The following is a 21,010-nucleotide window of genomic DNA, read 5'->3' as shown; positions in this document are numbered from 1 at the left end:
TCGTCACCTCCGCGAGCGCGGCGGTGACGCGTCGGTGCTACGCCAGTTCGCGCACCCGCGCCGGTTCGGGGTTGGAAAACTCCATCCCGTCATCGATCCCGCCGAATTTGAGGTCGATCAGGTCGAGCGTGTAATTCTGGTGCACGCGCCACGGCCGCTTGTCGCCCTGTTTGGGGAAACGATCGATCGCACGCTGGACATAGCCGGAGGTGAAGTTGAGGAAATCCTCGCGCGTCACGTCCGCCCCGACGCGCGGCGTTACCTGACGCATGCCGCGCTTCTTCATCGTGTTGAGCAGGCGCGCGACATAGGCGCAGGTCAGGTCCGACTTCAGTGTCCAGCTGGCATTGGTATAGCCGAAGGACGAGGCGAGGTTCGGAATGTCCGAATACATCATCGCCTTGTAGCCGAGCGACTGGGCCGGCTCGACCCGCTGTCCATCGACGGTGAACGGCACCCCGCCCATCAGCTGCAGATCAAGGCCGGTCGCGGTGACGATCACGTCGGCGGGCAGCAGGTCGCCCGACTTCAGCCGGATGCCGTCCGCCTCGAACCGCGCGATATGGTCGGTGACCACCGACGCGCGGCCTTCGCGGATCGCGGCGAACAGGTCGGCGTCGGGGACGAGGCAGATGCGCTGGTCCCAGGGGTTGTAGCTGGGGGTGAAGTGGGTGGCGACATCATAGTCCGGCCCCAGCTCGTCGCGGACCATCTGCACGATCCGTTCCTTGGTCTGTTCCGGCTTCTTGCGCGCGATGCGGTAGAACAGCTGCTGCATCCCGACATTCTTGAAACGGGTCAGGCGATAGGCGAGCTTGGCGGGCAGTTTGCGTCGTAGCCAGTTGGCGATGCCGTCCTCGCTGGGTCGCGACACGATATAGGTGGGCGAACGCTGCAGCATCGTCACATGCGCCGCCGTCTTCGCCATTTCCGGTACCAGCGTCACGGCAGTCGCGCCCGATCCGATCACCACCACGCGCTTGCCGGCATAATCCAGCCCCTCGGGCCAGTGCTGCGGATGCACGATCGTGCCCGCGAAATCCTCCCGCCCGTCGAACTGCGGCAGATAGCCTGCCTCGTAATTATAATAGCCCGCGCACATGAAGAGGAAGTTGCAGGTAAACTCGACCCGCTCCCGCTCTGCCCCGCGCTCGACCGTAACGGTCCAGCGCGCATCGGGGGTCGACCAGCTCGCCGCGACGACGCGATGCTGGTGGCGGATGTGCCGGTCGATTCCGTGCTCGCGCGCGGTTTCCTCGAGATAGCGCAGGATCGACGGCCCGTCGGCGATCGCCTTGGCTTCGGTCCACGGCTTGAAGCTGTAGCCAAGCGTGTACATGTCGCTGTCGGAGCGGATGCCGGGATAGCGGAACAGGTCCCAGGTCCCGCCCAGCCGTTCGCGCCCCTCCAGGATCACATAGGAGCGGTCCGGGCAGTCGCGCTGCAGAAAATATCCAGCGCCGATCCCGGAAATTCCGGCGCCCACCACCACCACGTCGAAATGCTCGGCCATTGCGCTCTCCCGACCTGGATACTTACATGCGTGTAAGTGGAGCGCAATGGCCTGTTCGGCGTGCGCGCCGGGACGGCATCACTGCGCGCCCGGCACCTTCGCATTCTTCACATGCGTGTCGAACCAGTCGAACATCTCGTCGAGCGTGTGGAGCACGGATTCGCGCCCGCGATAGCCATGGTCCTCATGCGGCAACATCACCAGCCGCGCGGTGCCGCCGGTGCCCTTCACCGCCGCGAACATACGTTCCGACTGTTCGGGGAAGGTGCCGGGATTGCTGTCATTCTCGCCATGGATGAACAGGATCGGTTCGTTGATCTTGTTCGCGGCCATGAACGGGCTCAGCCGGTAATAGGTCTCGGCCGCATCCCAGAACACGCGCCGCTCCGACTGGAAGCCGAACGGGGTCAAGGTCCGGTTATAGGCACCCGACCGCGCGATGCCGGCGCGGAACAGGTCGCTTTGCGCGAGCAGGTGCGCCGTCATGAACGCGCCATAGCTGTGCCCGCCGACACCGACCCGCACGCCGTCACCAAAGCCGCGCTGGACGGTGAAGTCGACCGCCGCCTTGGCGCTCGCGACGATCTGCTCGATGAAGCTGTCATTGACCGTTTCGGGGTTGGCCCCGACCACCGGCATCGCCGCGCGATCGAGCACGGCATAGCCCTGGGTCAGAAAAAACAGATGCGACATGCCGCCGATGCGGGTGAAGCGATAGGGCGAATCGCGGTTCTGCCCGGCGGTCGCCGCATCGTTGAACTCGCGCGGATAGGCCCAGACCACGACCGGAAGCTTGTCGCCGGGCTTGTAGCCAGGCGGCAAATAGAGCGTCGCGGTCAGATCGACGCCATCGGCGCGCTTGTAGCTGACCAGTTCGCGCTTGATCCCGGTGAGTTCGGGGTGCGGATCGGGGAAACGGGTCAGGAAGCGCGCAGCCCCGCTCGCGTGGAGCCGCAAATTCCCCGGATCGGTCGGGCTTTCATAAGAGGTGATGAAGTTCCGGCCATCGTCGGACAGCACATCGACCACCGTTTCAAGCTGTTCGCCCGTGTTGCGCCAGAGCTCGTCGGTCTTGAGCGTCGCGAGATCGAAGCGGCGCAGGAACGGCCGGAGTCCGTCGGGCGTGGCGCCCTCTCCGGCAAGCAGCAGCTTGCCATCGACGTTGCGCGCCACGCTGAATCCGCTTGCGGTCACCGTGGTCAGCGGGCTGCCGGGGTCGGCATAGGCATCCTGCATGTTGCGAATGCTGAGCTGACGCGGCGCCATCCCGCCGGTCACATCGACCAGCGTCTCGCGTATCTCGCGCGTGTCGCGGTCATAGTCGCGCACGATCAGATCGTCCGACTTCGCGATCCCGACCATACCGGCCATCCGGTCTTCGAGCCGCGCGAGCAGGCGCGGCGCGCCACGAAACGGTGCGGCGAGCGCCAGCAGATTGTCGCGATTGGCGGATTTGACCCGCGGATCGCCGCCATCCTGCGCCTCGCTCCACACCAGCAGCGCGTCTTGCGTCGGGTGCCATTCGATATTGCGGCGGCCAGTGACCACCCCCTGCACCGGCAGCGCATCGGCCAGCGGCTGCTTCGCAATCGTCTGAACCAGCTTGCCGTCGCGCGTATACACCGCACTGGTCACCGGAAACCGGCTCCACGGCACCTGATAGGAGAAGGGCGGTTCGAGCCATTCCATCAGCAGATACTTGCCGTCGGGCGACGCCGTGACCGACGTATAGATGCGCGGAGCCCCCACCGCGCGCCGGGTGCCGTCCGGCGCAAGGATCACCGGCTGACTGGTCGCCAGCCAGGCGAACATCGCCTCGTCATGCGGGTTCTGCAGCAGGTCCTGATAGGTGCGCGTCTGCGCCGCCTTGCCGCCCACCGCGTCCTGGATCGCGGGACCGACCGGGGTCAGCGACCGGACCGGAATCGCGCCGCGCTGTTCGGGAATGGTCAGCACCAGCAACGACCCGTCGGCCAGCCAGCCGGCATTCTGGAAAATCGGGTTGACCCCGCCCGTCATCACCCTGCGCGCCTGCGCCGTCCTGGCGTCGAGGACATAAAGGTCGATCGCGTCGCCGCGGGTGTTGGTGAAGACCAGCTTCGACCCGTCCGGCGCCCATGCCACGTCCGAAATATCGGGATCGGCCGGCAGCACGACCCGACGCACGGTACCAGTGGCAATGTCCTGAAGCGACAGGCCAACCGATGCGCGCGTCCCATGGGTATCGTTGATTGCGGCGTCGAGCCGCAGTCCGGCCAGCTTTTCCATCGGCCGGGCGAGATCGGCGACCGGCGGCAGCGCGAGGCGGTCGAGCAACAGCATCTGGCTGCCATCGGGCGACACCGACACGCCCGGGCTTGGCGCGCGGGTCACGATGTCGGTCACCGCCTGAGGCGGGGTCTGATACCCCTGTTGCGCGAGGGCCGGGACGGCGAGTCCGATTGCCAGTGCGAACGACGAAACAACAACAAGCGATCGGTACATCAGTAACCCTCCGTTACGCCCTGCCTAGGCGTAATCACGCCGGATGATCAACTGTCTGCTAGGCCAGCTTCCAGTGGCTATGCGCCTCAATAGTCTTTCGAATATTTGAGGCCCGCGCGCGATCCGCCGAACGACCCGGTCGCGGACAACAGGCTCAGCGCCCGGGTCAGCGCGATTTCCAGCTGCACCGCGGTGAAGCCGCGCGCGTCGGTGATGATCTCGACATAGATATCGTCGGTCAGATACTGCCCCGCCGCCAGTGCCATGCCGCGGCCAGTGGTGTCGTCCTCACCCAGGATACGCAGCCGGTCGATCCCCGCCGCCGAGCGCAGCTGGCCGAGCGGGTTGAGGCCCCCGCCAGTCGCGCGCAGCGAATTGAGCGCGGCGGCAAGCTGAATCGCCTCGGTCGCCGACAAATTGGTGACCGAGCTGCCGAACAACAGTCGCGAGAGCACTTCGTCCTGCGGCAGGCTGGGGGTCGAGCTGAACGCGATGCGCGGCATCTGGCCGCTGCCGGTGATGTTGATATTGGCGGTGACCCCCTCGGCGGTGGTGGTTGCGCCGATATTGATCTGCGGATCGGCAAGCGGACCGCCCTCGAAGCTGACGATCCCGCGCGTCAGTTCGAACCGGCGGCTGGCAAAGCTGTAGGTGCCGCGCACCACGCGTGCCTCGCCCGTGACGATCGGTGCCGCAGACGTGCCGGTGACCTGCATCCGCGCGCTCCATTCGGACTCGAGGCCCATGCCCGACACGAACAGGCGGTTGTCGGCGACGATGCTGACATTGAGCTTGAAAATGCCCGCCGGCTTCACGCGCGTCGGGCGCTTGCCATTCTCGTCCAGCTCGCTCTTGCGGTAAACGCCGGTGAGTTCGGGGACTTCCGCGGCACCCTGACGGATGATCTGGTAGCGCGCTTCGGGAATGATGATCCGCCCTTCGATCAGCCCGCCGTCAAGTCCGTTGGTGATCCGCAGCTGACCTGTGGCGGTCGCGCCGAGCGCATTGCTGCGCGCGAGCCGGGCGTTGCGGAAGCGCGCGGTGATGTCGATCGGGAAGCCCTGTACGGCGGACAGGCCGATCGTGCCGGCGGCGGTCAGGCGGCCATTGCCGGCAACCGCCTCAAGTTGCTCGATCTCCAGCGAGTCGCTGTCGAACCGTCCCTGGACCGACATCTGCGACAGGCGCGTGCCCCAGGTCTCGTTCTCATAGGTGAGCTTCTCGCCGCGCAGCTGTCCGGCGAGCTGCGGCGCGCGCACCTGTCCCGAGAAATCGGCCGCCACGGCGACCGGTCCCGACAGGCTCTGATTGGGAAAGCCGGCCATCGAGAACAGCACCGACGACGGACCGTTGTAGCGGATGCCACCGGACAGCGGCGCAGCGAGGAGCCGCGTCGTCCAGCTCCCTGCACCCGGCCCGAGCGGCTGAAGGCTGGCGACCATCCGCCCGATCGTGGTCGGTCCGCGCTTGATCAGCGCGCGCGCGTCGCCGCCATCGGGCAGCAGGCGTCCGACGAAGCTGATATCGACCGGCGATGAGACGCCGCCCAGGCTGGAGCGCGTGAAGTTGCTGACGTTGAGCCGGGCAATCGCCTGCGGGAAGGTGGCGTCGCTCGCTTGAGTGAAATCGAGCGCGCCGGTCACTGTCCCGCCCAGTCCCGCCGTGCGCGACAAGGCATTGGCGACCGACAGGTCGAGCGTGTCGAGCCGCGCCTGAATACGCAGCCCCTCGCCCCAACTGCCTGACAGCCGCATGCTGCCGCGGTCGAAATCGATCCGCGCCGGAGCGAGGGTGTAAGTCGCACCGGCGATGGCAATGCGGGCCGGTTGGGCGGTCTTGAACGCGATGTTGTTGGCGTTTCCGGACAGTGCGACGCGCCACAATTCGGGTTCGAACCGGGCATTGGCAGCGATCCGGAACGGCACGGCCGACGATCCTTCGGCCAGCACCTGCGCGCTGCCGCGCCCGCCGCGATAATCGATCTTCGCCCGCGCGCGGCTTAGCGTGAATTGCGCATTGCGGAGGTTGGCGACCTGCGCTTCGCCGGTGATCGCGGGGGCGTCGTCGTACAGGATTGCGGTGCCGCTGATGATCGCGCGGCCGATCGTCAATTCCATGTCGCCGGGGATCTTGGCGTTGTTCGCGGTCGCCCGCGCCACCGCCTGCTGATACTGGCCCGCCGCCGAAAGCGCGACCGACCCGTCGAGGCCCGATCCGGCAAAGCTCAGATTGCCGTCGAACGGCCCGGCGGCCGTCTGAACCAGCTGCCCGCTGAAATCGGCGCCGGCAAAGCGCCCGCTGCGCACGTCGATCGCCAGCCGTTCGCCGGTGCGGACCAGCACGTCGGCGGTAAACGGCCCGTAGCTGGTGTCGCCCCGTGCGTCGACGGCATAGGCGCCATTGTCGCCGACGACCCGCGCCTCGAGATTGGCGAGGCCGATGCCGACCCCCGGTCGCGGCGCGCGAAGGTTGACTACCGGCTTCGTCAGGCTGCCGGTCACGCGCGCGGACAGCGGGCCATAAGCGTTGGACCAGGCATCGGCGCTCAGGCTGAGCGGGCCGGCCGGGTCATAGCGACCCGATCCCCGGATCACGCGGAACAATGGCGCGGCGACCCGCATGTCACTGAAGCGGATGATCCCGTCGGGGCCGAAATCGAGCGAAACCCGCGCGACCGCATTGCCACCGAGGAAGCTGCGCACGCCATCGTTGAACAACTGCGTGCTGCGCCCGACAATCCGGCCGCGAATGCCCCAGCCGCCATTGGCCGCGGCGTAGAGATCCGCGTCGGTCTCGAGATTGACGATGCCGATGCTGTCGATCTGATAGTCGTTCACCCGCCCCTTGAGCGCGCCGGTGTAACGCCCCGTGCTCATGTCGGCCGCGAGGATCGCGGTCGCATCGATCCGGTCGGAGCGGATGCGGAGGTTCTCCGACAGGATCTGGTCGCCGGTGATGGCCAGATCGCCCGCCAGCGTGACGTTGGTCAGCAACCCACCAGCCGCCGCATTCAGGCCGGAAATACGCGCGGCCTGTGCCTTGACCGGGATCAGGATGCGGTCGGCATTCACCGTCGCCAGCCCCTCGGCATAGAGCCGTTCGACCCTTGTCTCGCCAAAGCCGAGCGCCGCGGCGCGCAGCTTGTAATCCACCGTCGGCGTCGCGAACGGGCCGTTGAGCGCAATCTCGCCCGCAACCGAACGGCCGTTAAGGTTCGGCGCGATCGCACCGGGGGTGAGCAGCATCGCCTCGACCCGGAACTGGTCGAAGCGGCTCTGCCCCAGATCGATCGTGCCCATCGTCATCAGCGCCATCGCGCGCGAGCGCAGCCGCAACTGCGTTGCGGCGCGCCGCTGGTCGAGCGTCGCATCGAGCGCGAACTGCATGCCGCCGGCGCTTAGCCGCTCGACCGGTCCTTTGAGGTACAGGCCGGGCTGCGTCGTGCCGCGGACCTGGATCGTGCCGTTGCGCGCGGCGATGCGCAGATTGGCGAGTTCACCCGCGCCAAGCCGGCCGGTTGCCCGCCCCTGCCAGCTGGACCAGCTTCCCGCGCCGCGCACGCGTACCGCCAGCGGCGCCTCGAGTCCGGCGAGGCCCGCGACCAGCCCGCCCACCGGGGCGTTCAGATCCGCGCGCAGGTCGAGCTTGTCATCATCGGGCACTGCGTCGAGCACCAGCGCCAAGGCGTCGCCCCCGCTGCGCCCCAGCGTCCGGCCATTGACGATCACCCGCGCGCGGCGGTCGGCGATGTTCGCTTCGCCCGCCACGGTCGCAACGTGACGCTGACCCGCGACGGGCGCTTCCAGCACCAGCCGGTCGATGCTGAGCCGGGCGACATCGATATCGAGATCGGGCAGCAACGGCGCGTCGGGATCGCCGCCGGGCTTGAGTTCGGGAAGTCGCACGATCCGCACCAGCGGGCTGGTCGCCGAGCGGACGTCGACATGGTTGTTGAGAAAGGCGAATGGCCGCCAGTCGAGCGCGATGCGCGGCGAGGTCGCGAACACGCCCTTGGGGTCGCTCACGCGCACATCCCGCAGGATCATCGCGCCATAGATCGATCCTTCGATCCGGCCGACCTTGATGTTGAGGCCCGACGCGGTCGTGAACCCCGCCAGCCGATCCGCGATGAAGCGACGCCCGACCCCGGTGTCGAGGATCGCGACAGCGGCGAGCAGCAGCGCCGCCAGGCTGGCGAGCGCGATCGCGGTCCATTTCGCCGCGCGCTGCCACAGCGGCCGCTCGACAATGACAATTTCGGTCGCAGGCGCTTCGTCAGCCATCAGAATGCCTGTCCGATCGAAATATACAGCGCCACCTTGCTCTCGCCCGGCTTGCGCGCGATCGGAGTGGCGATGTCGAGCCGCATCGGGCCGAAATTGGTGTAGAAGCGACCGCCAATGCCTGCCCCGAACCGGAGGCGACTGAGCTGCGGCAGCGATTCTTCATAGACCTGACCGGCATCGAGGAACGGCACGATCCCGAAATTGCCGAAACGATAGCGCGCCTCGACCGCAAATTCGTTGAAGCTGCGCCCGCCGATCGGTCGCCCGTCGGGCGCGCGGGGGCCAAGCTCCTGATAGCCGAAGCCGCGCACCGATCCGCCGCCACCGGCATAATAGCGCCGCGACGGGGCAAGGTCGTTGCGATCAATCCCCTGGATCGTCCCGAACCGGGCGCGCCCGGCCAGCACGATGCTGTCGGTCACCGGCTGATAGACCGTCCCTTCGACCATCGCGCGCGCATACGGCCGCGCGGCCCCGCGCACCGACGTCTCGGGGCTCAGGTTGAGCTTCAAACGCCAGCCGCGCGTCGGGTTGAGCAGATTGTCCGACTGGTCCCACCCGGCAAACAGCGGCACGGCGGCGATGAAGTAGACACCACGCTCGCGCGCATTGCGGGCGAAATCGAACCGATCCTCGCTCGTCCCGACCAGCTCGACGCCATAGGCATAGGTCAGCTTCTTCTGCCAGATCGGGGTCGAGTCATAGGAGACGCGCGCCGACAGCGTTCCGGTCAGGCCGGTAAATGCCTCCACATCCGAACGCAGCGCCGAGGCGATGACCTGGAAGGTCCGGTCGCGGCGCCCGGCATTGGAGCGGCGGAACGTTGCCGAAGCGCCCTGTTCCTGCGTTCCTGCAATACCGGTGAGGATCAGCGCGCCTTCGGGCGGGAACAGGTTGCGATGCGTCCAGCTGACCTCCGCCCGGACACCCTGGCCGGTGCTGTAGCCGCCCTCGGCCGCCAGTGTGCGCGGCGGCCCCTTGACCTGCCGCACGAGCAGGTCGACCGCCTCGGTCCCGTCGGGGTTGGTCTGCCCGGTCTTTACCGGCTCGACCGACACGGTCGAAAACAGGCTGGTTGCGATCAGCGCGTCGCGCAGGTCGTCGACCTTGCGGCTGTCGTACAGGTCGGCGCGGTCGAAGCGCGTGAGCACATCGATATGGCCGGGCGCGAACACTGCGTCGCCCTCGGTCCGGATGGCGCCGAACCGGCCGCGCGGTCCGATCGTCACCGGCAAGGTGTAGTCGCCCGTGCGTGTCGCCTCATCGAGCAGGATATCGCGCTGCCCGACTTCGGCGAAGGGATACCCGTTTTGCGGCAGCGCGACGCTGACCGCCGCTTCTGCCGCCTGCACGCGCACCGCATCGATCGGCTCGCCGGTGCGCAGCTTCAGATTGTCGGCGATCAGCGTGGGCGGCACGGTCGGGTCGGCCTCGACCCGGATTTCGCCGAACCGGTAGAGCGGTCCCGGCACGGCAGCGACGGTCGCGGTGACCGGCCGGTCGCCCTGCGGCGTTTGTTCGAGGGTCGAGGTCGCGGTGGCGTCATAATAGCCGATCGACTTCATCAGCCGCACCGCCAGCCCCTCATCCTCACGCGCGCGCGCGCCGATGATCGCGGCATTGGCGGCGACGCCGTCGCCATCCTCCAGCGCCGACAGGTCGCGAAATTCATCGTCCAGCCCGATCTCGTCGAGCCCGGTCACGCGGGTCGCATAGCGGATCTCGACCGCCGCAGCGTCATTGGCCGCGACCGGCTCGGCGATCGGGGTGGTGTCGAATTGCTCCAGCGGCGGCAGCGGCGCGGCGATCTCGGCCTCCGCGCCCGCTTCATCGAGCGGCGGCGCATCCGGGATCGGATCGACCGGGGTCAGCGGCGGTGCCGGCGGCGCCATCTGCTCGAGCGGCGCGTCCATGTCGTCGGACAATTGCGGCAGCGCCTCGGAAAACTCCGCATCGCTGACGATCGGCCTGTCGCGCTGTTCGGCAGGGCGCCCCGGCTCAGGCGGATCCTCGGCAGGCGCGCCCTGCCCCGGCTGGCCGGCCGCGCCGTCGATCTGGGCGCGCGCGGCTCCGGGGACGAGCGCGCCGCTCGCCAGCAACAGGATCAACAATCGCACGCCCGGAATACCCCTGACCTTCCAATGGGATCGCGCCATTTCGACGACAGCACGTACCCCGTTCGCTAGCGCAACGTGCCAGCGGGCGGAAGGTTCAATGCGGCGTCATCCGCGCGCCTTTGCCTGTGCGCGAAATGCGTGCAGCAGCGGTTCGGTATAGCCGCTCGGCTGCGTGACGCCGTCGAACACGAGCGCACGCGCCGCCTGCAGCGCGAGACTGTCGGGAGCGTTCGCCATCGGGCGGTAGAGCGGGTCGCCCGCATTCTGCGCATCGACCTTGATCGCCATCCGCGCGAACGCCGCGTCGACATCCGCCGCCGTCGCAACGCCATGCAGCAGCCAGTTGGCGATATGCTGCGAGGAGATGCGGAGCGTCGCGCGATCCTCCATCAGGCCGATATCGTGGATATCCGGCACCTTGGAACACCCCACGCCCTGATCGATCCAGCGCACGACATAGCCGAAAATACCCTGCGCGTTGTTGTCGAGCTCGCGCGCGACCTCCTCGGGCGTCCAGTTGCGGCCCTGCGCGACCGGGATCGTCAGCAAATCGCGCAGCGCGGGCACGGCTTCGCCCGCAATCTCGCGCTGGCGCGCGAACACATCGACCTTGTGGTAGTGCATCGCATGCAGCGTCGCGGCGGTGGGCGACGGGACCCATGCGGTATTCGCGCCGCTCTGCGGATGGCCGATCTTCTGCTCCATCATGTCGGCCATGCGATCGGGCGCGGCCCACATGCCCTTGCCGATCTGCGCCTTGCCCGACAGGCCGTGCTTCAGGCCGATCCGGACATTGCGATCCTCATAAGCCTTGATCCACGCGCTGCCCTTCATCTCCGCCTTGGGGATCATCGGGCCGGCGCGCATCGATGTGTGGATCTCGTCGCCGGTACGATCGAGGAAGCCGGTGTTGATGAACGCGATGCGGCCCTTCACGGCTTGGATGCAGGCGGCAAGGTTGGCGCTGGTGCGCCGTTCCTCGTCCATCACCCCGACCTTGATCGTGTGGCGCGCAAGGCCGAGCAGATCCTCGACCGCGTCGAACAGGTCGTTGGTGAAGGCGCATTCGTCCGGCCCGTGCATCTTGGGCTTGACGATATAGATGCTGCCTGCGCGGCTGTTGCGGAAGCGGCCCAGCCCGTTGAGGTCGTGCAGCGCGATCGTGCTCGTGACAATCGCATCGAGGATGCCCTCGGGCGCCTCGGCACCGTCCATCAGCACCGCCGGGTTGGTCATCAGATGCCCGACATTCCGCACGAACAACAGGCTGCGCCCGGGCAGCGTCAGGTCGCTCTGGTTCGGGCGCTGATAGACGCGGTCCGCGGCAAGCGTGCGGGTCAGCGTGCGGCCGCCCTTGTCGAACGTCTCGGTCAGATCGCCGCGCATCAGGCCGAGCCAGTTGGCATAGGCCGCGACCTTGTCCTCGGCATCGACCGCCGCGATCGAATCCTCCAGATCGACGATCGCGGTGAGCGCGCTTTCGAGCAGGACGTCGGCAATGCCCGCCGGATCGGTCGCACCGATCGGATGGGCGCGATCGACGATCACTTCGATATGCAGGCCGTGATGCGCGAACAGCATCGATTCGCCGCGCGTGCCGACAAACTGGCCGGGATCGGCGAGCGGCAGGTCGCCACCGGCAAACTCCGCCCATTTCATGCCGGTGAGCGGGACTGCCTCGTCCAGAAACGCCTTTGCCGCCGCGATCACCTGCGCGCCGCGCTTCGCGTCATAACCGCCGGGCGTGGCCGCGCCGGGCAACGCGTCGGTGCCATAGAGCGCGTCGTACAGGCTGCCCCAGCGCGCATTGGCGGCGTTGAGCACGAAGCGGGCGTTGAGTGCGGGGACGACCAGCTGCGGTCCGGCCATCGTCGCGATCTCGGCATCCACATCGCGCGTGCCGATCGCGAAATCGCCAGGCTCCGGGACCAGATACCCGATCTCGCGCAGAAACGCCTCTTGCGCCGCCGGGTCGGCCGCGCGCACCGGGTCCGCCGCGCACCACGCATCGATCTGCGCCTGCAGGTCCTCGCGTCGCGCCAGCAGATCGCGGTTGCGCGGGCCAAAGCGCGAAAAAATCGCGGCCGCGCCGGCCCACCACCGGTCCGCATCCACGCCCAAAGGCGGCAGCACCCGCTCCTCGACGAACGCGACGAGCGGCGCGGCGACCGAAAGCCCGGCGCGGGTCTGATAAGCGGTCATGGAATCCTCCTGGCTAGCAACACTGACTGCCCTGGGGAGGGAGTGGCCCGATTAGGCGAGGATGTATGCCGGGATCAAGTCCGGGATCACAATCCCGGCGAGATCGCCGCAGCTGCGGCCTCGACCCGCTCCAGCATCTTGCGCAATTGCGCCTGCTCGTCATCGCTCAGGCTGGCAAAGATGCGCCGTTCGAACTCCAGCGCCTGCGGTGCGATCTGGCGGTAGAGCGCCCAGCCCTCGGGACTGAGGTCGAGCAGGTGCGAGCGCTGGTCGTCGGGATTGGGCGTCCGGGTCACCAGCCCGCGTTCGTGCAGCGAGATCGCGGCGCGGCTGACCGTGACCTTGTCCATCTGAGTCCGCCCGCAAAGCGCCTGCTGGCTCATCGACCCGAACTCGGCAAGGACCGTGACCAGGCGCCATTCGGGGATGCGCAGCCCGAACCGGGCATGATAGGCCCCGGCGATGGTCCCCGAAACGCGGTTGGACGCCACCGACAGGCGATAGGGCAGGAATGCGTCGAGTTTGAGCGTTGCCGTCATGCGGATGTGATGGCGCGATCGGTCAAGGGATGCAATCTTCTCAATGCTTCATTGCGTCAATCTTCCGGGCGGCGACACGAAATGTCACCGCCCGGCCGATCGTCACACCGACACGCGCTGCAGGCGGGGCGAGAGCAGATGGATCGCGCCGACCGCAAGGAAATACACCACAGTGCAGGCGGCAAAGATCAGCGTGTAGTTGCCATTGGTGGCATCGAGCACGAGGCCAGTCGACTTGGCCATGATCATGCCGCCGACGCCGCCGCAGAAGCCGCCCAGACCGATCACCGACCCCACTGCGCGCTTGGGGAACATGTCCGGCGGCAGCGACAGCAGGTTGGTCGAAAAGGCCTGATGCCCGGCGAGCGCCAGCCCGATCAGTGCGACCGCGAGCCACATATTGTCCAGCTGGGTCACGAACAGCAGCGGCAGGACGCAGAACCCCGCAATGATCATCGTCACCTTGCGCGCGGCATTCGGAGTCCAACCCTTGTGAATCAGGTTCGACGACAGCCACCCGCCCGCGATGCTGCCCACGTCGGAGAGCAGGTACATCACGATCATCGGCAGCAGCACGACCTTGAGGTCGACATTGTAGGTGCTGGCGAAATATTTCGGCAGCCAGAACAGCATCAGGAACCAGACCGGATCGGTCAGGAACTTGGCAACTGCGAACGCCCAGGCTTCGCGCAACCGCACGACCCGGCTCCAGCCGATCTTCTCGATCTGCTCGGGCGGGTCATGCTCGATCCAGGCGAGCTCGCCTTCGCTCACCCGCCCGCTTTCGCGCGGATTGCTGTAGAATTTCAGCCACAGCACCAGCAGCACGACGCCGAACAGGCCCGAATAGATGAAGGTCTCGCGCCAGTCGAAGCCCATCCAGGTCATGAACAGCCACAGCGTCGGCGCGGTCAGGATGACGCCGATCGTCGTGGCCGAGTTGACCCAGCCGATCGCATAGGCGCGTTCCTTTTGCGGGAACCACTCGCTGCTGGCGCGAACGACGGACGGGAAATGCCCTGCCTCACCCACACCCAGAACGACGCGCGCGGCCATGAACGAGGCGACGGTGCTGGCAAAGCCATGTGCAACATGGCCGACGGTCCATACGCCGATGGCGATGGCGTAGCCGATCTTGGGTCCGAACCGGTCGACCAGCCAGCCCATGAACAGGAAGCCAAGCGCATAGGCCGCCTGGAACGCGGTGACGATGTTGCCATAGTCATTCTCGTTCCATCCCAGCTCCTTGCCGAGGTCCGGCGCCAACAGGCCGAGCATGGTGCGGTCGATGTAATTGACGGTGGTCGCGAAGAAGAGGATCGCGATGATCATCCATCGATAGCGGCCCGTCCGGACGGGCGGCGCCGCGCCCGACGCGCCTGCGCCGTCAGCCTGTGTCGCGTTCATGCATTACTCTCCCTAGCCCTGGGCGACGGGCCTGGCCGCTTCGATCGAGCAGCTCACCCGCATGGTTCCGAACGTGGCAGTTACCTGCGCACCTGGCGATACTTCATGGACCCCGGTAACGGCGCCCGACGAAATCCACTGACCGGGCCGCAGCGCAACGCCGCGCGCCGCCATCGTTTCGAACAGGAAACGCGCGGCGCCGACCGGGCCATCGAGCATCGTCCGCGCGGTAGCCGCGCCGATCTCGACCCCGTCGATGCTCAGCGTCACCGGCCAGTCGAGCAGCTCCGCATCGCGCCAGCCGGGAATGGCATCACCGACCACCAGGCCGTGATTGTTGCCGAAGTCGGAAATCGTGACCAGCGGCCCGTGCGCGTTGATGCCGGGAAAGGGCGAGCTGGCAATTTCCAGCCCGACATGCACCGCGTCGATCAGGTCGGCGGCTTCCTCCAGCGTGTAGCTGGTCTTGGCGGGATCGGGCGCCGTACCGATGCGCAGCAGGAATTCGGCTTCCGCAGCGCCAAAGCCGGCGCCGAAAATCGGCATCGCCGGAGCCGGCAGATGCGGTCGGACCGAGTGGGCAAAGATCGGACCGGCGAGCCGGTTGGTGCCGAGCTGCCCGTCCAGCGGCGGGTTGATTCGCCCGACCTTCCACCCGGCGACGTCGTCACTGACCAGCGCCCGGGCGCGGTCCTGGATGGCATAGGCATCGGCCAGCGTTGCCGGAACGCTGCCCGGATAATCGGCAAGCCCGCGTGCATCGCGGCGCGCGGCGACAAATGCCTCCGCAATGCTGTCCAGATCGCTCATCCACCCCTCGCTTCTATTCTTGATGCCATGGCTAATGGAAACCGGTGTCAATGGCAAGACACCGGTTACTGCTGCAGCAAGCCGACGATATCGCCCGCCATGATCCGCTCGAGCGCGGCGAGAACCTCGGCACGAAAGCGCGCATCGCCCGCGAGTTCGGGACGAAATACCGCGTCGAGCGCGAACAGCCGATCGACCAGTTGCGCCGGCGCCGCCCCTGCCGCCGCGTTGACGAGCGACGTGGCCAGCGGATCGACGATTGCCTCGCCCGCCGCGCTGCGCCGGGCGACAAACGCCATCCACGCCGCGACCGGCACTGCCAGGCGATCGGTGGGCCGGCCAGCGCGACGCGCCGCCGCGACGGTATCGAGCAGGCGATAGGGCAGCTTTTGCGAGCCATCCCAGGCGATCTGCGACAGCAGGTGCCGGATCGCGGGATTGCGGAACCGCGCCAGCACTGCCCCGGTATAAGCGGCCAGATCGAGGCCGGCGACCGGCGTGAGCACCGGGACGATGTCATGCAGCGCCAGCCGCTCGACAAAGCCGGCGAGCGGCGCTGTCCGCATCGCGTCAGCCACGCTGTCCAGTCCGAGCGCCAGACCGACATAGGCGAGCGTCGAGTGCAGCCCGTTGAGGATGCGCAGCTTGGCGCGTTCATAGCCACCGACATCGTCGGTCATGATCGCTCCGACTGCGCCCAGATCGGGCCCATCACCCAGCGCGCGCGCGCCGATCACCCATTGCGTGAACGCCTCGCGCTGGACCGCCGCGCGATCCTCGACACCCAATCGGGCCGCGAGATCGGCCAGAAATGCGGCGTCGCTGGCCGGCGTGATCGAATCGACCATCGTGTCGGGGAAGCGGGCCAGGTCCGCGATCCAGCGCGCCAGATCCGGGTCGCGTGCCTGCGCCAGTGCAATCGTGGCCGCGCGCAGCTTGGTCCCGTTGCCCGACAGATTGTCGCAGCACAGCACGGTAAACGGCGCCACCCCCGCCGCACGGCGCGCCGCCAGCCCGTGCACCAGCCAGCCGACAACGCTGTGCGGCTCTCCGCCACGCAGGTCTGCGACAATATCGGGATGCGCCATGTCGAGCGTCCCGTCCCCGGCGAGGCAATAGCCTTTTTCGGTGACGGTCGCGGTGACCACGCCGACCTTGGGGTCAGCGAGCAGCGCCGCCACGCGCGCGCCGCCACCCGGGCCGATCCAGTCGCGATGCGCGCCGATGACCCGCAGCGACGGCGCATGGTCGAGGATCGCCAGCGTGTAGAGGCCGTCCTGATCCGCAAGCGCATCGACCGTGCCGGCCGAGCGCAGCGACACCGCAGCGATCCCCCAGCGCAGATCCATGCCCAGCAGCGTGTCGAAATATGCAGCCTGATGCGCCCGGTGGAATGCGCCGGGTCCGAAATGCACCACGCCAGTGGCCACGCCGCGCGGATCATAACCCGGACGCGCCACCGCAGCGGACAGCGCCGCGCAGCTGGAAAGAGACAATCGCCTCACAAGGTTACGCCCCGTTTCCAGATCGCAATCTCGCGCTCGTCATTGCGTTCGGCGGCAGTCGGCTCACCCGATGCGATCGCCACGATCCGCGCGAGCAGGGCCTCCGCAGCTGCATCCATTCCCGCAGTCAGCACCGTACCCGCATCGAAATCGATCCAACCGGGCTTGCGCGCAGCAAGCTCGCCGTTCGACGCGATCTTGACCGTCGGCGCCGGGAAGCCGAGCGGCGTCCCGCGTCCGGTGGTGAACAGGATCAGGTTCGCTCCCGCCGCCGCCAGCGCGGTGGAAGATACCGCATCATTGCCCGGCGCCTCGAGCAGCGTCAGCCCGGCCCGCCGCACCCGCTCGCCATAGGCGATCACGTCGGTCACCACCGCCTGCCCGCCCTTCTGCACCGCCCCGAGGCTCTTTTCCTCAAGCGTGGTGATGCCGCCGGCGATATTGCCCGGTGACGGGTTTTCCGAAACCGGCTCGCCATGATCGAGGAAGTGGCGCTTGAAGCGGTTGACCAGCGCCCCGGTCGCAGCGAACACGTCCGCGTCCGCTGCGCGTGCCATCAACAGCTGCTCGGCCCCGAAAATCTCGGGGATCTCGGTCAGGATCGCGCTCCCCCCGGACCCGGTGACCGCGTCGGCCATCCGCCCCACCAGCGGGTTGGCGGTGAGTCCGGACAGTCCGTCCGATCCACCACATTTGACCCCCAGCACCAGCCGGTCGAGTCCCAGCGCAACCCGCCGTGCGCCCGCTGCCGCTTCGGCCAGCGCCTGCACCGCTGCCACGCCCTCCGCCACCTCGTCGGCCGATGCCTGTGCGGCAACGGAGCGCACCCGCTCGCGCAGGGGCATGGGCACGTGTTCTAGCATGGCCGCAAGCTGGTTCGACTCGCACCCCAGCCCGACCAGCAGCACGCCCGCAGCATTCGGATGCTGCGCCAATGCCGCAAGAATGCTGCGCGTCGCGTCGAGATCGTCGCCCAGCTGCGAACAGCCGAACGGATGCGTCAGGGCGTGCACGCCATCGACGCCCGCCGGCAGCAACGGCGCGGCGCGCGCGGCGATTTTTTGGGCCGTGCGCGCGACGCAGCCAACGGTCGGGAGCACCCAGATTTCGTTGCGCGTACCCGCGCCAGCGCTGCCCCGGTCATAGCCCTGCCACGACCGTTCCGCCGCAATGGCCGGCCCCGACCGCCGCGCCGCCCCACCATGATAGACCGCTTCGCCGGCAAGTGCCGTGGACAGGTTGTGGACATGGACGTGCGCACCAGCGGCAATCGCCCGCGTCGCGCGACCGATCGGGAACCCGTATTTCAGCACGGCCGCGCCCGCGTCATGGTCGGTCAGCGCGAGCTTGTGCCCGCGCGGAACCGCGGCGCACAGCGTGACGCCCAGCACGACATCGCCCGCCGCAAGGTCGGACAAGGCCGTTGCGACGCTGTCCGATGCGTGGATCTGAAGGGCGCGTGGCTGGGTCATTTGCGAAACCGGTGTCATCTACGCCGCCTGCGCGCGATTGGCTAGGGGCAGGATGCGCGCTATGCAGGTGCCATGAAGAAAAGCGCACAAGCGACGATCAACGATGTTGCGCGGCTCGCCGGGGTTTCGAAAAAGACCGTCAGCCGCGTGATCAACCGATCGCCGCTGCTCAACGATGAAACGCGCGAACGGGTGAAGCAGGTCATCGCCGATATCGGCTATGTCCCCAATCCCCAGGCCCGCGCGCTTGCGCTGCGGCGCAATTTCCTGATCGGGCTGATCCACGACAACCCCAATCCGCACATGGTGCTCAATGTGCAGCAGGGGTTGCTGGAAGTGCTGCGCGATACCGAATTCGAGCTGATCGTTCACCCGGTCGACCGCGGGTCGATCACGATGCTCGACGACATCCGACGTTTTCTCGAGCGCCAGCGCCCCTATGGCGTGATGCTGCTGCCGCCGATCAGCGAAAATGATTCGATTGCGGCGCTGTGCCGGGAAATCGGAACCCGTTACGTCCGGATGGGCTCGGCGCCGTTCGACGACCCGGCGCATATGGTCGCGTCGAACGACCGTGAAGTCGTGCGGGGCGCGATCGCGCATCTGTTCGAATTGGGCCATCGTCGCATCGGCCTGGTCCTCGGTCCGCACGGCTTCCGCTCCGCGTTCGAGCGCAGCCAGGGCTATGAGGCGGCGTTCGAGGACGCCGACCTGCCGATCCAGCGCACGCTGATCGCACAGGGCGATTACACCTTCGAATCCGGGATGCGCGCAGCCGAACGGCTGCTCGACCTGTCGCCGCGCCCGACAGCGGTCTTCTGTTCGAACGATGCGATGGCGGCCGGCGTGCTGCACACCGCGCGTCAGCGCGGGCTGGACGTGCCGCGCGATCTTTCGATCGTCGGCTTCGACGATACCACCATCGCCTCGTACCTGTGGCCGCCGCTCACGACCGTGCGCTGGCCGATCGCGACGATGGCGCGCGCCGCCGGGCTGAAGCTGATCGGCGATGGCGAGGATGAGGAAGCGGCGGAGTCGCTGTTCGTGTCGACACTGATCCGCCGCGCATCGGTGGCGCCGCCCGGCGAGTGATGCCGGTCTGACCCGCCCCGGTTGATTGCAGCGCTGACACCGATTACCGGGTCCGTAATCTGAGCGAGAGGATGCCCGTGCCCGCCCTGACCCTCGACCCCGACCGGCTATTTCCCGCCGACCCTGGTACGCGCAGCATTGCCCGCGCGCTCTATGCGCAGATCGCCGACCTGCCGATCGTCAGTCCGCACGGCCATACCGATCCGGCGTGGTTCGCAACCGACGCGGCCTGGGAAAATGCGACCGAGCTGTTTCTCGCGCCGGATCATTATGTCTTTCGCATGCTCTATTCGCAGGGCATCGCGCTCGACGCGCTGCGCGTGCCGCGCCGCGATGGCGTGGTGCCCGCGACCGACCCGCGCAGCGCCTGGCGGCTGTTCGCCAGCAATTACCATCTGTTCCGCGGCACGCCGTCGCGCCTGTGGCTCGACCATGTCTTTGCCGAAGTGTTCGGGATCGACCGGTTGCTGAGCGCAGAGACCGCCGATCATTATTACGACACGATCACCGATGCGCTGGCGACCCCGGCCTATCGCCCGCGCGCGTTGTTCGACCGGTTCCGCATCGACTTTCTCGCCACCACCGAAGGGGCGGACGACCCGCTGCACCACCATGCCGCGATCCGGCAGTCGGGGTGGAAGGGCCGCGTCGTCACCACCTACCGCCCCGATTCGGTGATCGATGTCGAGCACGAAGCCTTTGCCGGCGCGATGACCGCGTTCGCCGATCTGACCGGGGAGGACGTGTACAGCTGGCCGGGCTATCTCGCCGCGCATCGCAAGCGGCGGGCGGACTTCCGCGCCGCCGGAGCCACGGCGACCGACCATGGCTTCGCCACCGCGCAGACCGCAAACCTGTCGACTGCGGAGTGCGAGGCGCTGTTTGCCCGGATCGTCGGCGGCACCTGGGACGCTGCCGATGCCGAACTGTTCCGCGCGCAGATGCTCACCGAAATGGCGAAGATGAGTGTCGCGGACGGGATGACGATGCAGATCCATCCGGGGTCGTGCCGCAACCACAATGCGCAGCTGTTCCACAGCCATGGCCGTGACAAGGGCGCCGACATTCCGATGCGCACCGACTATGTCCGTGCGCTGAAGCCGATGCTCGACGTGGTCGGCAACGAACGCGACCTGACGATCATCCTCTTCACGCTCGACGAATCGACCTATGCGCGCGAACTGGCCCCGCTTGCGGGTCACTATCCGTGCCTGCGGCTCGGCCCGGCCTGGTGGTTCCATGACAGCCCCGAGGGGATGCGCCGCTTCCGCGAGATGACGACCGAGACCGCGGGTTTCTACAACACCGTCGGGTTCAACGACGACACCCGCGCCTTCCTGTCGATCCCCGCGCGGCACGATGTCGCACGGCGAGTCGATTGCGCCTTTCTCGCCCGGCTGGTCGCCGAAGGGCGCATGCAGGACTGGGAAGCGGCCGAACTCGCGGTCGAACTGACCTCGACGCTGGTGCGCAGGGCATACCGGCTGGATGAAGCTGGTTGAGCCGCGCCGGAGCAAAAGCGCCGGCACCCCGTGCAACACGTTCTTGCATCGAAATCTGACACCGGTTACCTAGAAGACATA

Annotated in this window: 12 protein-coding genes; 2 read left to right on the top strand and 10 right to left on the bottom strand. The window is 67.3% G+C overall.

The window, feature by feature from the left end; genetic code table 11:
• Positions 1-37: 37 nt before the first annotated feature.
• The 10 genes from J2Y54_RS11895 to J2Y54_RS11850 form a co-directional block, all read right to left on the bottom strand.
• Positions 38-1,513 (bottom strand): NAD(P)/FAD-dependent oxidoreductase, encoded by a 1,476-nt coding sequence (locus tag J2Y54_RS11895; RefSeq protein WP_310039900.1) that lies wholly within the window; start codon positions 1,511-1,513, stop codon positions 38-40.
• 78 nt (positions 1,514-1,591) lie between these two features.
• Positions 1,592-3,997: a prolyl oligopeptidase family serine peptidase gene (locus tag J2Y54_RS11890; protein WP_310039899.1), complete on the bottom strand. Its 2,406-nt coding sequence runs from the start codon at positions 3,995-3,997 to the stop codon at positions 1,592-1,594.
• An 86-nt stretch (positions 3,998-4,083) separates the two neighbouring features.
• Entirely contained in the window at positions 4,084-8,280 is a 4,197-nt protein-coding gene (locus J2Y54_RS11885; RefSeq protein WP_310039898.1) for a translocation/assembly module TamB domain-containing protein, read from the bottom strand.
• A complete protein-coding gene (locus tag J2Y54_RS11880; protein WP_310039896.1) occupies positions 8,280-10,439 on the bottom strand; it encodes a BamA/TamA family outer membrane protein in 2,160 nt (719 codons plus the stop codon). Before J2Y54_RS11880 ends, J2Y54_RS11885 begins: the two co-directional genes overlap by 1 nt.
• Positions 10,440-10,505: 66 nt before the next feature.
• On the bottom strand, positions 10,506-12,602 hold the full coding sequence (locus J2Y54_RS11875) for a malate synthase G (RefSeq protein WP_310039895.1): 2,097 nt from the start codon (positions 12,600-12,602) through the stop codon (positions 10,506-10,508).
• An 86-nt stretch (positions 12,603-12,688) separates the two neighbouring features.
• Positions 12,689-13,141 carry a MarR family winged helix-turn-helix transcriptional regulator gene (locus J2Y54_RS11870; protein ID WP_310039894.1) on the bottom strand — a complete coding sequence of 151 codons (453 nt, stop codon included), beginning with the start codon at positions 13,139-13,141 and terminating at the stop codon, positions 12,689-12,691.
• A 102-nt stretch (positions 13,142-13,243) separates the two neighbouring features.
• Positions 13,244-14,548: an MFS transporter gene (locus J2Y54_RS11865; RefSeq protein ID WP_310039892.1), complete on the bottom strand. Its 1,305-nt coding sequence runs from the start codon at positions 14,546-14,548 to the stop codon at positions 13,244-13,246.
• 12 nt (positions 14,549-14,560) lie between these two features.
• Positions 14,561-15,358 carry a 2-keto-4-pentenoate hydratase gene (locus J2Y54_RS11860; protein ID WP_310039890.1) on the bottom strand — a complete coding sequence of 266 codons (798 nt, stop codon included), beginning with the start codon at positions 15,356-15,358 and terminating at the stop codon, positions 14,561-14,563.
• A 65-nt stretch (positions 15,359-15,423) separates the two neighbouring features.
• The gene (locus J2Y54_RS11855) at positions 15,424-16,863 is read right to left on the bottom strand and encodes a mannitol dehydrogenase family protein (protein ID WP_310039889.1); all 1,440 of its coding nucleotides are present in this window, start codon (positions 16,861-16,863) and stop codon (positions 15,424-15,426) included.
• The gene (locus J2Y54_RS11850; RefSeq protein WP_310039887.1) at positions 16,860-18,335 is read right to left on the bottom strand and encodes an altronate dehydratase family protein; all 1,476 of its coding nucleotides are present in this window, start codon (positions 18,333-18,335) and stop codon (positions 16,860-16,862) included. The genes J2Y54_RS11855 and J2Y54_RS11850 overlap by 4 nt, the downstream gene beginning before the upstream one ends.
• A 72-nt stretch (positions 18,336-18,407) precedes the next feature.
• Between J2Y54_RS11850 and J2Y54_RS11845 the strand changes: the two genes are divergently transcribed.
• On the top strand, positions 18,408-19,427 hold the full coding sequence (locus tag J2Y54_RS11845; protein ID WP_310039885.1) for a LacI family DNA-binding transcriptional regulator: 1,020 nt from the start codon (positions 18,408-18,410) through the stop codon (positions 19,425-19,427).
• A 77-nt stretch (positions 19,428-19,504) separates the two neighbouring features.
• Positions 19,505-20,929, top strand: a complete 1,425-nt coding sequence (gene uxaC / locus J2Y54_RS11840; RefSeq protein ID WP_405052913.1) for a glucuronate isomerase — start codon at positions 19,505-19,507, stop codon at positions 20,927-20,929.
• Positions 20,930-21,010 lie beyond the last annotated feature (81 nt).

Source organism: Sphingomonas sp. BE123 (genome assembly GCF_031456015.1).
In the GTDB taxonomy this organism is placed as follows: Bacteria; Pseudomonadota; Alphaproteobacteria; order Sphingomonadales; family Sphingomonadaceae; genus Sphingomonas.
Note: the sequence above shows the minus strand (reverse complement) of the source record. Positions and strands in the feature narration are given on the sequence as shown.